This window comes from Pseudomonadota bacterium (genome assembly GCA_018823285.1).
In the GTDB taxonomy this organism is placed as follows: Bacteria; Desulfobacterota; Desulfobulbia; order Desulfobulbales; family JAGXFP01; genus JAHJIQ01.
In genome coordinates this window covers 20,064-35,490 of the sequence record JAHJIQ010000010.1, presented here as the reverse complement: position 1 = coordinate 35,490, position 15,427 = coordinate 20,064, and the positions used below count along the sequence as shown (strand labels likewise).

Below are 15,427 nucleotides of genomic sequence, written 5' to 3'. Positions count from 1 at the left end.
CCTATTTGAGCATTTCTTGCAGCAAGTCTTTATCTTCAGAAAGGATTTGCAGTGGGATGTCGAAGCATCCCTCAAAAGTCGCCTTTTCCGGTCCAAGATACTGACAAAGCATTTGGTGGATGAGGCGAGATGATTCAAAAGGAACATCGCCGACCTCTTTGTTATCAAGCAGTAGGCATAACCCTCGCACTCTCTTAACGGGGACATAGCAATAGGGGGTGACGTGTTCATTTTTCAAGACACCACAACGGCTCAATTCTCTAATAGCAAAACAGATCCCATACCCTAATGTTTTGTTGATCGGGGGAGCACTTATTCCTCCACCCTGATATTGAGAATTTGCACTTGGCTGTAAAAGTTTCCCAATATTATCTTTACCTGTATATCTATCTAGGCTCAGTAACAGCTCTGTATAATCGTCAATCCCCCTTGCAATGCGGTAGATTGCTGGGAAGCGATTCATCCAATGTTCGTATGAACTGCTGTCAATCTGCTCATCTATATATTCATCTAGAACCTTCATCCATTCATCAGATCTGCCTTGCGGGTTTTTCGCTGCAAAAGTTTGCCACCACCCCTTACTCATGCATAACTCTATAAAGCTTCGGTGGTGGTAGTTTTGTTGGCGGCCCATGGTGTGGAGATGGGCAAGAACAAATAATATCAGCCAGGATGAGCGATTTGTCTGCCCGACATCATCCACTTGCAGACTAGGAATAGCTCCCATAGGAAAAGTGTGATCGTAATACCTTTTCAAAAGGTCGTTCTTATTTGTCGCCCACCAGTCCCAAATCTTATTAAGGGCGAGACCTGGATCAAGGGGGGCTGGGATGTCGTCCATATCAGCTTCTTCATCCCATCCTCTATTTGAATCAAGTAGCTCGACTGTGGAAGGTAATTTTCTTAAAAGCAACTCGGTAATATCATCATCTTTCCAGCCGGTGAATATCAACGAATTAGGCCTCAACTCCCTTAACCACGTTCCATTAATCCCATTTTCCCTCAAAAGATGCGCAACTTTTTCGCCATGCTCGCCTTCAAGAAGATAGAGTAAAGCTTTTTCCTTTTTCTCATTCCCTTCCGCATCAATTACCCATTGGGCCATCTTCTCCAGCGGAATGGAAATTTTCTCCCGGCACGAAAAGAAAAAATCCAGTCCTGTACCTTGATATTCCCTGAAGAGAATATGGTTTTCAGGGGCAAATGCAGCTCGCTTTGCTTCATCCGGGTTAGCCTGGCTGTGTTTTTGAAGAACAAGAATTTCATCGGCAGAGTGAAAAGAAGCATCCTGAGTTTTGAATAAAAAGGAGTGCAAGGCTTGCCCTATTAATTCTTTTTCTTTTTCAAAATCTTCGTGCTTCAAAGCATCGTGGTTCAATAATCTGCCTAAAATGACGGCTGTGTCCGGTGAAATTTCCTTCTCTGTTTCAGAAAAACTTCGGAGTACATCAGCAAGCTGCACTGATCGCCATTGACTTTTTGCCTGGCCAAGAGCGGGGAATACCTTTCGTGCAACAGTGTAAACAGCATCCGTTGTCACCGATTCCGGGGCCCCAAGGAAATTGCGGAAAAACTCCCATTCAACGAGTTCCTTGAAGATAAAGGCATTCCCCAGGTTTCCCTTAAGGACAACCTGGATTTTATCCGGCCTGGTCAATGTTCGATAGTTATTCCAGAGTCCATTTGGCATGGCGTCTTCGTGCGAAATCAGATACCCGAGTCCATTGTCACCACAGAACAATTGTGACACCAGGTTACTTACCTCTTCACTTCCACGGGCCTGTATGCCTTCGCCGATTACTTTCCATAGCGTTGCCCAAAAATCGTAAGTAGTAAGATCCTCCTCAAAACGAAAATTGGCTTTCAAATCATCCCATTGCACCAGAGACATCCCATAGAGTTTTCGTAAGGCCTGTCCGAATGATCTGCCAAGGTTCTGTGCCTTTTGTTTGTTTACGTTACTGTTACCTGCGAGTCTGGCACGCCCGGCATCCAGGTCAAACATGCAGTTGACGGCGAACCCTAGCCCCTCACTTTCCCTGGTTGGCGCAACAACCCAGATAGCTGGCAATTCAACCGGCAACACCCGGAAGCCTTCTGGCCCTACGGCAAGGAGTATTCCACCGTCATGAAGTTTGAAATAGACAGCAAACCCGCTCTGGTGCAGCCCTTCCGGCATAGGCAATTGACCAAGTTCAAGACATGCATCGTCAGCCAGGGAAATCTTCTCCGGCGCCCACTCCCAGGCTTGATTGGTGTTGCCATGAATATCGATCCGGCGGATCTGTTTTGAAAAGATGGTCATGACCCCTGCCAGCTGGGAAAAGGGCGACATGATTTCCTGTGGCGTACTATCTTTTAGCGGTAATTCAAGAAGAGTTCCCTGCCATCTCCTATCCGGAGAAAGTTCATGGAGCTTGCTGCGAAGCTGCGCCGAATCCTTGAGCAGAATTGGGCAGAGACCTGCTATGATTTCCGTTGCCAGTCTGCCGCTCAACAACCTGGGCCTTTCACTGGCTAACAGAACACTCTTAAATCCCAGACCGAACTTTCCAGTCACCTTACCTTCTTCCGACTTATCAGATGAAGAGAGTACCAGCATTTTTTCGAGGTCTTGATGGAAGCCTCTTTCCCTACCGGGGAAACCCGCACTACCGAACTCGTTGACCGGCCGACCCCAATGGGCTATCAGCAAAGAATTGTCCTGTTCAATTATCAGGAAACGTCTGACATGGTCGGGGAGAATTTCATCACCCATCTCAGCCGGAGTTTTGGGGTAGGCCTTCATCATGGCTAGCTCGACTACAGCATCATCGGCGTTTTGAAATAGCTCGAAAGGAATACTGGCAGTCGAATATTGAAAATCAACGATCTTAGTCCGCACCGCATTCAAGACAGCAGCTTGGACATCTTCATCCGTTTTTAACAGCTCTTGTATTTTTTTAAGAACATCCCGTATCTCGCCATCATAAATATCTCTTTTATCTTTGGTTTCGTAATATTCTTCTTTGTTACGACAAGCATCATCCCATTGATTCAGGAGATTCTGAAGAATGGGGTGCTTATGCCAACCCATTTGACGCAGATAAAAGGGAATATGGTTCAGGACAAGTTGCTGAGCGATGCGGATATCGAGTTGTTCCGAGCGATCTAGCTCCTCCCAAAGCCGCCCCAGGTCGTAATCTCGCTGGTTAAAAGCCTTTTTAAGGAGATATTCAGCTGAAGCCTTAAGCACCCCAGAAAGCTCTGTCGGAGAGAGATCCTCGACACATGGGCGTCGCAAAGAAATACGCACGTTGTTGATCTGTCCGTCGGGATACTCATAAAAAAGGCCGCCGGTTATCAACGTAGAAAAACGGCTCTTCAGGGGAACCTCTATTTCTCCACCAAGAATGGAACAGGTTTGGACCATGTCGCCATCAGAGCAGCGGATTATAAAACGATGCTGGGCCATAGCCTGATGTTGATTCAGCCCATACAGCCACTCTTGGCGATTCAGTTCATCGTTACGGTGATGAATCTGCCAAGGGATATTATCACGCACCCAATTCACGGAATGCCTGCCTCGGTATCTTTCCGCCAGGGCTAACATCTTAGGGTCATCCCCGAGAAGCGAGAGAAATGCGCAAATAATTTCAGGGGCGACAAGTCCCTCCCATTCAGAAAAAAATGTTTCAAGTTGATCAGCGGAAGCCGTAATTTCCGGTTGCAGATCCCTTTTACTTGGAATTTTTTCATCTTCTGTAGCCTGCTGGCGATCAGCATGAAAAATAATATTCCGTAAAATACGTTTCTGTTCATCATCCAGGAGATGACTGTCTGCCACCCCTTCAGCCTCGGAACAAAGTTCCTTTGCCGGTTTCCAATCACCATCGCGGTTGAGCAATGATAGTCTGGATATGATGTCCGTCCCACCCTCTATGTTAACCAAGGCAGCCAGATAGGAATTAAAGGAGGCAAGTAAATCTTTCTTTACGCCTTTGCCCACCTTGACATGTTCTTCCTGCAGCCAGTTCAGGATGGCGACAATTCGCTCACCTTCAATCGGTTGCATGATCTCGGTCAAAAGAAATTCCTTCGCCATTTCTTTCGAGTTGTCCAGAGCGCAGGAGAGCAAGACCCAGCCAGGTAGGCTAAGATGAACCGGGAATCGGGCACATATCCGGACGATCCGGTCAAAATCATCTTCCTGATAGATGATTGTTCCCACATGATATTCGCTGGTTTCGCCAAGAAGCAGCGCCAGTTTCTCAAAGCCTTCCTGGCCTATGGCAAAAGAGTGTTCTTTTAGGAGCGCAAAGGATTGGTGCTGCTGCAGATCGTCTAGCAGCTTGCCAGGAGACCAGAAAGCTCCTCGGGCAACCACCAGCAGTCTGTCCACTTCATCCTGCATGTTCTCCAGGCACAGCACATCCGAGGGTTTCACCGAAACAAGATTACTGTCAGGCAGCCAGGGAGTATCCCGGAGCAAGGGGCTGCGAATAAGACTGGTTCCGGCTTCTAGGTTGTCCATCACCAGCCGCCAGAATTTGGCCGGTTCCTCATGTTGCATAACAATCCGAATGACACCTTCTTTGGAAAGGGGTGTAAGCCATTCTTTCTGCTGCCTTCTAATCGCAGAGTCATTTGAACTCTTGATGATATCAGCGCTATTGTGCAACTCATCAGGAAGGAGAATACTGCTTTCAAGGTATGATTTTTCGGCGCTGATGGATACCAGATTCCCCATGACCGTTTCGTGGAACGGCAGATTCTTCCAGAGTTCCTCATCACTGACAAGTTCGCGCAAGACAGCATCACGCTCATCGGGGATGAATAGATCGCCGGTTATGCTTCCTGGCCCTTTGATGCGAAGTTCCTCCAGAATGCCGTCCGGTTTGATTTCACGGATCGCAAGCTTCGGCCACTTGTTTGGCGGGATCTCCTCAACCAGCTTTCTATCCAAAAGGTTCCAGCCGTCCTCATGGTGGCTTTCAAGCTGTTGCCAGAGTTTTCCCCAGACAGGACTCTGGTCGTATCCCGAAACCCAGAGTGTTTCATCGTCATCAAAATACTCCTCAAGGCCATGAAGAAGATATCTCAGCCCACGAACCCGTCTTGGCAAGTCAAGATCGGCCCCTGCCACATCCGGGAGCAGTTGACGTCTGTTGTCAATTGTCTGCAATGGCAGGATTTCAGACCCAAGGGAATCAAGAACCCCATCAGCCGTGCATGGAGTGAGTTTACAGTTTTCTCCAAACACAAATTTTATCGTTTCACGACTTGTTAACACAACAGGTTCCCGGACGGCCTTTTGCAAACTCAAGGCTAGTCCCAAGCGTTGGGATGAAGTCGTTCCCTGGGAATATAGGAAGAGAAGCTGATTGTCGTAGCGATCTTTCAGATCAGCTGGTGACAAGGCCACAACCTTTCGCTTAATACAATCTACACCTTCAAGGATTTTCAGCCCATCAGCCTGAACAAGAAGCGTCCGGCGTTGCTCCTCGTTCTGGCCTTGCAGGATTTCCTTGGCAATGGTGCGGCAATGCTTGATTATTTCCTGCTCATTACGATGTTCGTAGCGGGTAATCAGATCATGGAGCTTCTCGAGTAGGGTAAAGGCGTCCTCAATGGTAAGACGAGCATTCCCGGCGCTATCATGCGAGTCAAATTCGTTTGCCAGGATCAGCACTCCGGTTTTACACTGCTGCAACTCGCGAATAACCTGCGGCGCATCCGGTTTCAAGGCGAAGCGACTTTCCGGCAGGATGAAGGAGACAAATTCCTGAACCTTCTTTCTATGTTGGCGTAGATCGGTTCCCAGAGCAATAAAGGCATGGTTGGCAATCTGTCGCAATCTTTGCTGTAAACTGCCTACAGTCAAAAACGGCTTGATGGAAGGATCCGCCATGAATTGAAGCAAATAATCAAGGCAACCCTGATCTGTGAAGACTTTTTTTTCCGGAAGAGACAATACTTCTAAAAGATTTGCCTCGTTCCATTGTGGCAAAGAACGGGCAAGGAGATGAGGGGCATCCTTTAGAAGGAGTGCAATACCACGCTCCTGGAGTAATTCCAGCTTGGGAAGGGTTTTCCATGGCCGCTCGGGAGCAGATAGTGGTGGACCAGGCAAGGGGAGATTTTCCTGATCACCGGGCAGGATGCACCATTCCCGTCCCTTTTGGTTCAGGCAGCAAGTCCAGGAGGAACTTGCACAGATACTTTCCTTGTGCCGCTTGAAAAGTTTAGACTTCTCTATTCCCTCACTGAGATTCCAGATGTCATCGGCGGAAAGGCGTGCCTTGGCGATAAAAGCCTCCAAAGCAGGGAGGACGAGCGGCAGGGTTCCCTGTCTGGCTAACCGGATATTCCAGACCCGCCGCAATTCTACCTCGTTTTGAGGAACGGCAGTGAGATCGACTTGATCGGCGCCATCTTGTAGCCCTTCGATGTCTACCCGTCCGGCATCAACAAAAAAGTAACCGTGCAAGGTAATCCGGTAGCAACTTTCACCTGCACAGGCAACTTCTTCCTTGGCAGCATCCACCGGCAAAAAAACCGCCCAGCGGATCTTTAACCGGCCCTGTTCTTTTTCATTGGAGCGCGAGAAGATAACCGCGCCATGTCCCCGTGCCTTATCCGGCGCTTCCTGGCTCTTACCAAGATCATCCCGAACGTAACTCTTGGGCCAGAGAGGGGACTCCCGAAGTGAAAGCAGCTCAGGGATCTCCAGAAGTTTTTCCTGGCCAGAATAAGTCAGGGCATACAAATTATCTTCCATGCCGTTATACTGATAGTGAACAACCCCTTCGAGGTCTTTCGACTGGTATTCTCCATTCGCAAACCCGATGCGGCTTGCCCCTTTCATGGAGACCTGAAAGCGCGGAGAAGCCACAGTGGCGTCACCGTTGGCATGCCAGAAACGGATACTGTTGATTCGGCGTAATAAAGGCAGTAGAGAGGCGATCTTTTGGGCAAGTTCTTGCTGATCAAGAAAAGAAAGGAGATGATCGTTGTCTCCGGGAAACTCAGAAATAATGCTACCAACCTCTTTGCCATTCACCAGTAGGTGTTTTTTTTGCCGCAATGGTAGCCACAGCAGAAAAGAAGACCCTTTTAAGTCCATCTCTTCCATAACGGGTTGAACATGGTCACGGATCAAACCGGCATCGGAGGTGGAAAAATTGTCCCAGTCATTGTGATCTTGAAAGGAGGATAAATCACCGCCGGACCATGGATTAAGAATTTCTGTATAGTCCCTGTCCTTGTTTTGGGCCAGAAAGAAAAAGGCTTCGCAGAAGTGAAAAACACTCTTCATGCCGAGGCCGAACTTGCCGATGGAAGACTGCTCGATGGCCTTACGGTTCAGGCCGAAAGAAAGGATGGCCTTGTAATCCGTATCTGCAAAAGCACCGTTATTGAGAAAATAAAGGGCTGGGCCTTTCAGGAGTGGGTGTTCGGCATTGGAGATGCCGCGGGAAAGTCCAAATTCAAGCTGGATAGGATCGTCAGTGGAGCCGGCATCGTCCGCGTTCTGGATGATTTCCTTGAGAACAGGGAAACCGCTCTTGTAGCGGTCACGCAGGTTGTCCGCAATAAGGTTAATGATCTGCAGAGGGTCATGAATATATCCGGCCATTTATACCTGCCCCTTGTCCCCGGATTCCTTGAAGCGTCTTTCAAACTCAGACCAGACGACTTCATAATCTTTTTCCCGGTCACAGCGGTCGAAGGGGGCTTCATAGGTAATGATTCGTTCGACAGGACCGCCGAGTTGGGTGTCGTCGATGATGGTGCGGGAGACGGTGCCGGAGTGCATTTCCTTGATTTCATTCCATTCAGGGCGGGAAAAGCCGACACCAGGAAGGCCTTTCGAGCAGGTGAAGACGATGCGACCATTTTGGTCGTACCATGTATCGTTTTCATTTTGGCGCAGGACTGGGAACTGTATTTGATAGATGGTTTTCAATTCATCTAAAGTAATATCCAGCGCTTGGGCAACCAATACATCTATCTCCACTAATGCCTGTCGCCGTATATAGTCAGAGCGCAGAGCGTAGTTTCGTTGCCAGACAGGGGTCTGGTTAGCGAAGAAGGTGTTAGGAAGACGAGAGTTGATTTTGGCCCATCGAGTATTTAGAAAATTTTCATCCCAGCATTCCTGCCAAAGGCCGGCATAATGATTGGTAAGGCAGGAAAGTGTTAAAATACGTATAGCCATATCTTGAGATAGATCGAGTAGTGGAAGATTTTCCCAGATAAAATGAAGATTAGATCGGCCTGTGGATTTAATGTAAAAGTCTCCAACCAAAGAAAATCCAATTGATGCAGCGCTTAGCAGGTTTTGTAGATTACTGAAGGCGGTTGTTTGTGCTCCGTTAATATGCGCAACTTCAGGCGGAATGATTGCTCCTGTAAGAGTACGTTCACCTGACTGTGAAAGCATTCCCCTGTAGACCAACCTGTAAAAATTTGTTACCGGGACTTTTGTGCCTTGCCTCCTGTTTTCTGTACTTTTTAAAAAAGGTGTCCGTCGTCTATATTCTCCCTCATCGCAATCCGGCACATAGTTTGTACGTGGCAAATAATCATCAGGCAAGGATGTAAGGTCAAGGGATGCATATTCATGGTGCTTTCTGCAAATGCGATTTGGAGTTTTATACAATGGGTTACCGACAAAAAAATGAGGCCCGGATAGAATCCACTCTCTTGGACTTTCCGGAAACCTCGTTTCCCTACGAATGGTATGATCCTTCTTGACAGCATTAGTCTCATCCCACATTACTGTCGTATAATATTCTTCCTGTATATCTCCGAGCCGCTTAGGCTGTGCGGCGAACTTACGAAGCACGCCAACAAGCTGGCGAGAGTGCAAGGCCGGCAACTTTGCCTGGAGAGGCGGTGTTCCTGTTTCGTCGTAGAGGCGGGCAAACAGAGCAAGCTCTTCTTCTCTAACAGAGATGATTCGAGCGAGATGACCGGTGATGTTCCATTTGTCATTTCCATCCTTGATCCCGCCTACAGTACCTAATCCAGGGTGCTGTAGCGAATCGTCTATTGTCCTTGGCAAAAAGAGGTTTGCTAATGTTATAAAATCAGGAGAGTCGTTTGATTTCCTGTAAATATTGATAGAGTATGTTACCCAGTGGAGGATTTCTGAGAAAAGTTTTTTGACATTAACAAACTGAAAGTGATAACTGAGTCGGGAATACACATTTTCTCTGAATATTCCACCATTGGGGTCATCATAAATTCCTTCAGGATGTAGAAAGGCACTAACTCCATCATTTTTTTTGTAAGTCCATGACTGTGGGAGGAAACATTTATACAAATTGCTCTGCATACCTTTGAGCAATGGATAGTTCTGCAACCCGTTGAGAAAATTTTGGGTGGCATTAGATTCTTCGAAGGTGGCAAGATATACTTCACGGAGATTATATTTGCCAACGGTGATCTGGCGCATTTCAGCAAGTTTTGAAGCGGAGAATTTTCTCAAAACAAAAAGCGGTTCCACATCACCCATTATGCCACCTTCGTTCCATTCCACTTTCAGCCATGGAGGGTTCCCCAATATAAGATCAAAACCACCTCGACTCTCAAACAAATTGGCAAATTCAAGTTCCCAATGGATATAGCGGTACCTGTCAGCTATATTTCGAACCAAGCCCAAGCGAGGGTTTTGTTCACACAACTTATCCACATTCACATATCCAAACTCATCAATCATGGTCAGAGATTGCTGTTTGGGTCTTGTATCAGGGAAAAGCAGTTGAGGACCCTTTTCATCTGCCCCGGAGTCATAGAGATTCCCCTCCAACAGCAGGGTAAGATCAAAAAGATACTCCGCTCGGCTTGGCAACATCTCCGCTTTTTCTATGGGCCAGAACCAGAGAGCACACCAGTAGTCCATCACCAATTTCAAACGTCGATATGGGCTCGAACTACCAACATTTTTGGAGAATATTTCCTGCTGAAAGATGCGGTCCTTGTCTTCCGTGGTGCTCAACCGGAATTTCTCTTCCGGCTTCTCCTGCCCGAACACCTGGAGTGGGTCGGTTGTGCGGTCGTCAATCTGGCGCTGCATCTCCGTATGCTTTTTCCAGAGCTTGTCCACCGCAGTGGAGAGTTTCTTGAGCTGTTCGATTTCACTTTTCGAGAAAGGTTGGATGAAGTCCTTCCGCCACTCATTGATGGCCTTGATCTCTTCTCCAGCCATCTCCTTAATGACTTTGTCTTTATAGTCAGCCATGCCTTTGTCTGGCAGGAGGAAATGGTACACCGTATCCGCTTTCCTTTCTTCTCCCGGCATCACCCGCACCGGGACCTCATCCAGCCAAAGAGAATCGGACTTCTTTTCCTTCTTGAGGAATTTTGTGGAGAAAACCTGCCTCCGCGCACCAATAAGCGAATTACCGCAGACCAGTTGCATACCGAACCAGGGGACAAAGGCCCCCTCATAAATGGTGTTGAGCCAGAGGGAGATCTCGGCAAGCTCCACCGCCACCGGATTCAGATCCACACCGTAGACGTTATTGTCGGCGATATACATCTTCACCTTCTGCAGCTCTTTCGGATACTCATCATGGGTAATGACCTGTTCGATCTCTTTCTGTTTCAGATCCAGGTAGGCCTTGGCAAGTTGGTTGACCGCCTCATTCAAGAACGCTGCACTCCCCATGGCGGGCTCACAAACCGTGAGTTCGAGTATCTCGTCTGCGGTTTTCCCCTTGAGTAGTTCCTTCAAGGCATATTTGACCAGGCATTTGGTCAGGACCTCCGGCGTATAGTAAGAAGCGGACTTCTCACGATCTCTTCCCGCCAGCCGGTAGATAAAGGTACCTTTTTCAAATTTGACCAGAGAACCATCCTGGTGGTAGACCTTTTCGTCTTTCGTATACTGCTCAATGTCTTCCGGTTTAACGAAATAGGCAGTCTCAAGTTCGTTATACTGTTCCCCGGCTTTCTTGACTTCATAGAGCTCTGTCTCGGCAAAGAAACCCTGGTAGGAAAGCAGGGCCTCATATACAGCGCCCAACTGGTTGATACCTAATTGAGCATAAGAGATGCGACCACGCCTTGTGTTCTTTCCCTTCTTTGCTCTGGAAAGAGACATCAGCTCGATGATCTCCTGCATAACAAAATTCCTAAGCTTAACCCTGTTCAGGATCGGGGTCTGTTCCGGATTAAAGAGATGGCTTCTTAATGGAGAAATATGGAAAGTATGATGTTCATGACTACCGAACATATCACGCTGTTTTGGTCGAAAGCCTTCATATAACAACCTGAAAAGGGTCTGGATGGATTCATGGAGAAAGAATCTGCCCATTGCTTCCTCAGTGTTAAGCTGGACCATCTCAAGATCACGAAGGGCTTCCAGGCTATACCCCTTGCGATACTCCTCAGACTTATCAGGCAGATAGCCAAGTTCCGGCCGGGCTTCGATATAGAAAAGGAAGAGCAGCCGATACATATACCTGAGGCACTCTCGGGTAAGCTGTTGGGCCATGTCCCGGCCGTATATCTTTTCATGGAGTTTTTCCCGCAGATAATAGACCGCCTCGTTTCCCAGAAGCTCAATAGCCCTGCGCAACGAGTATTTCAGGTCTTCCGATACGGCAAAGGCATGTTTATGAGAGTTCTCATCCAGGGTATCAAGGAGCGGCATCCCATCTTTTGGGCAAATGGAATCTCTATGCAGGAGTGCGGTTGTGGCCTGGAGTGTTGACGTTTCTCTACGATCAAGAATCTCCCGAAGATCAAAGCGGAGCAGGCGCTTCTCATGCCATTTGGTGCGATCGACCAGGAGCAGCTGGGAAAAACTGACCAGTATCACCCAGCGGGGGGGCTCCGTCATGCTGAAGATATGCCGGGTGATGATCTCTTCAAAAGAGACTTCCAGAAACTTTGCTGCGTCCTCATCATTGGCGGAATACTGTTCCTCGCAAAGCATTAACTCTAACGGATCAGCCTCTTCGCCATGGCCAGTAACGGCCTCGATGATCCACAGATCAGGAGACCCGTCTGCCTTGCTGATACCACCGAGCAAAGGGACGGAACCGGCGTCATCAAGTTCTGCCGTTCGACAGTGGCTTTGATAGCCTAGAACCTCCAGTAACTCACGGGTAAATCCTCTCTGGATGCTGATCCTCTCGCCAACATCGCGTTCCTTCTCCAAAAGACTGAGAGCAGAGAAAAAATTCTTTCTTAGACCGCCCAGCAACTTATGGGGCGGCTTTATGGCTTCATCGTCTTCTTTACGTTTCCACTCGCTAAATACATCTTTAAGGTCACTCTCCAGAATGGCCGCAAGATAATGGTGGGTGTAAAACTCGTTCTCGTTATTGATGCCGGTAATGTCGATCGCCATTACTCTACCCCCTTCAGTACTGCTATTACCTGAATGTAGGGGTTGTCTTCGGTGGTCATGGTATCTTCGACCCAGGCCCAGAACTCCTTAAAAACCTTTTCGGCCTCTCTTCTTTGCTGATCTTTTTTACTGCTTTGTTTCTTATCCGTATAAAAAAGCTCCAACTGCTCAAATTTCTTACTTTTGAGTCTTTCAAGGTTCTTCAGCTGCTTTTCCAATTTGGGATTGATCAGCTCCTCAAAACTTTTCCGCTCGTCACTCATGAACTGCTTTGCCTGCTTGACAGTTTCAGGAAGAAGTCTCTTCAGAAAATCCAGATCAACATCTTTACCGGGATTGGGGAAGCTCCTCTTGCCCAGTCCTGTTCTGGTGAGGATTTTTTCAAAGTCCTCGGTTTGGTGAAAGGTGTTACCATCGAAAGTTACCCCGAACCAGCGATGCACAAGAGGGTGACCTTTACGGTTAGGAATAAGTCCGGAAATAATGAACACCGTCTCTCCTGGAGACAAGGCACCTTGCAAAGACAGGACTGGAGCCTCGTGCCGCCCGAATTCCGCGATAACCATATCATTAATCCAGCCAAAGACCGGGTTCTGTTGCCAGAGAAATTGTTTGCGTGGCCAGGCATTTTCGTCTTTGCGGCTGCGCCTGATCTCTTTCTGGATTTCATCCGGGTCGGCAGAAAGCACCATGACATCTTTCTCTGGCCAGACTTCCCGGGGCAGGATGTTCCGGAGACGAGACTTGAGACTCTTGGGGATGGGGAACTCGGCCTCACGGTTAATATCGTCGAAAAAGATATTAAGATCATTCTTCTGCTTCAGATAGCCCGTGGCTTCCTTAAAGTAGTTATAATCATCGACATAAAGCGATGGCATTTCTCTGGTCTGTTCCTGGCTATCTACCCTGCCCGAAGGCAGTTCCTCACCCATCAGCAGTTTTAAGGGATCAAAAGAAGTTGCAGCGTTCTTATCAAGATTATTTTCAAAATCTTTGTCGCTAAGCCCCTTTTCTATCGCTGCAGCGGTGATCTTTTCCTCTTCATCGATATCATAGACATCCATCAAGGCGGCGGGATCACCAATGTTCTTTACCGCCTCGTCATCTTTCTTGATAAGAAGCTCAAGGATTCGCATGTCTCCTTTGATCTTCGCATTGCCACTCTGATTCACAAGGTAAAGGATATATGGCGTCTCCTCCTGCCCGTAACGATCGATCCGGCCATTACGTTGCTGAAAGACCATCAGCGACCAGGGGATATCAAAGTGGACAAGACGATGACTCAAATAATGGAGATTGATGCCTTCGGAGGCGACATCAGATGCGATGAGCAGGCGAACAGGCGCTTCCTCCTTGCCAAAATCTTCGACAATCCTTTGCTGGTCTACATCGGGGAGACCCCCGTGAAGAATATCAACCTGGTTATCTTTCAAACAAAGATCTTTCAGTAAGTTTGTGCGAAGGAACTTCAAGGTTTCTATTCTTTCGGTAAAGATGACAAGGCGATCTTCTTTATCCTTACCTGTCCATCCGAAACCATGCTGCTTATCCTGAATAACTGACAGCAGCTTCTGGTACTTGGCAAACCCTGAGGAGGTGATCTGCCCAACTGCATCAGCAAGCTCTTCCAAGCTGGTAATGTCCTTCAGATCGTCCTTATCCGGATTCTTCTGGAGCTTGGCAATACGATTTTTGATAGTGACGAGACAAGCTGCTGGACTTGAAAAAAGTGCCTTTTCCAGGGTAGTTTTGAAAAGCTGCCCTGCACCCCGCCGTTGATCAGGTTTCTGGAACTTCAGGTCGGCGAAGACATCGAAGGCCGCTTCTTCCGCAGCGGATGACTGGCAATAGGCCTTGCTGATTTCTCTTGTTTTAAAAGCCTTCTCAACCTGGCCCTGAATATCTTTCTTGAAACGACGAATAAAAAGTCCTTTGATATCTTCTGGGCCGTATTCTTCAGGATTGGCAATAGCTGTTGGATCCAGCATGTTCATCAAACTTGCAAAACTTTTTGCCCGGCCATCATGGGGAGTAGCGGAGAGCATTATCAGTGTGTCGGACCGACTGGCAAGAAGTTTGGCCAACTTAGCTCTTAGAGAAGAGCCCTTGCCCCGCTCCGCGACGTTATGCGCCTCATCGATGACAATGATGTCCCAGTAGGCACTCTCAAGATAGGTACGGTATTCGGAATCCTGCTTCAGGGTGTCGATGGAGATAATGGCATTATCGTAATAGTAAAACGGATTGTGATTTGTGGGGATACGGGAACGAACTCGCTGAATACCTATCGAATCCAATCTGACGAGGGGAATTGTGAAACGACTCCACATCTCTTTCTGAAACTGGGTGAGCATGCTCTTCACCGCCAGAACCAGGATCCGTTTACCTCGTCCGCGACGGATAAGCTCACTGACCAGAATGCCACAGGCCAAGGTTTTACCCAGTCCAACGGCATCGGCAATCAGGATACGCTGTCTTGGTTGTTTCAGGGCCTGGATGGCAGGATCAAGCTGATAGGGGACTAAATCCATGGCAGCTTGGTGGCCGATATACAGGTTTTCATCTGTAGGCGTCTTCTGCCGCAACAAGCTCTCCATGTATAGAAGGGATTTCTGGAACGAGCTTGAGGTGTCTGGAACTAACTTGGTGTCAACCGGATCAAGAACTTCAATTTCAGTGTCGATCTCATCGAGGAATATCGCCTCCTTGTCTTTAACCAGTTCAGTTATCCCTACTACGGATATGGCCTGACCACCAGAGGAAGTTCTGTCAACCTTTCTGACCAACCACTCGGCATCCCTGACTACAATCCTTGCTCCGGGAGCAATTACATTAACGGCGTTGTCCATCTTGCCTCACGATAGATTCTATTTATAATCCATAACTATTGAGTTCAAACCATCCTCTATTGTTTTACCCAGACCAAACTTATCAGCGTTGAAAAGTCCGTTGTTGTTGGATGTCTTCAAGCTGAATCTTAGCCTAAAAAGCCCCCCAGAATGGATACCCTCGATAAATTAAAAATAGAAAATTCAGGATACTTTATACTTAAAAAATATCACCAAGATTCCTGACACAGAC

3 protein-coding genes are annotated in these 15,427 nt (G+C 47.7%); all 3 read right to left on the bottom strand.

Translation table 11 applies throughout. From position 1 onward, the window contains the following. Position 1 precedes the first annotated feature (1 nt). The 3 genes from KKG35_03020 to KKG35_03010 are packed head-to-tail and all read right to left on the bottom strand — an operon-like array spanning position 2 to position 15,195. On the bottom strand, positions 2–7,618 hold the full coding sequence (locus KKG35_03020; GenBank protein MBU1737086.1) for a hypothetical protein: 7,617 nt from the start codon (positions 7,616–7,618) through the stop codon (positions 2–4). Continuing rightward, complete coding sequence (locus KKG35_03015) at positions 7,619–12,346, bottom strand: hypothetical protein (protein ID MBU1737085.1); 4,728 nt, start codon at positions 12,344–12,346, stop codon at positions 7,619–7,621. Further along, positions 12,346–15,195 carry a DEAD/DEAH box helicase family protein gene (locus KKG35_03010; protein MBU1737084.1) on the bottom strand — a complete coding sequence of 950 codons (2,850 nt, stop codon included), beginning with the start codon at positions 15,193–15,195 and terminating at the stop codon, positions 12,346–12,348. The genes KKG35_03015 and KKG35_03010 overlap by 1 nt, the downstream gene beginning before the upstream one ends. Positions 15,196–15,427 lie beyond the last annotated feature (232 nt).

What these genes read in the sequence shown, in the direction of transcription:
- KKG35_03010 (MBU1737084.1), bottom strand. Translation starts at nt 15,195, where the DNA reads ATGGACAACGCCGTTAATGTAATTGCTCCCGGAGCAAGGATTGTAGTC.
- KKG35_03015 (MBU1737085.1), bottom strand. Translation starts at nt 12,346, where the DNA reads ATGGCGATCGACATTACCGGCATCAATAACGAGAACGAGTTTTACACC.
- KKG35_03020 (MBU1737086.1), bottom strand. Translation starts at nt 7,618, where the DNA reads ATGGCCGGATATATTCATGACCCTCTGCAGATCATTAACCTTATTGCG.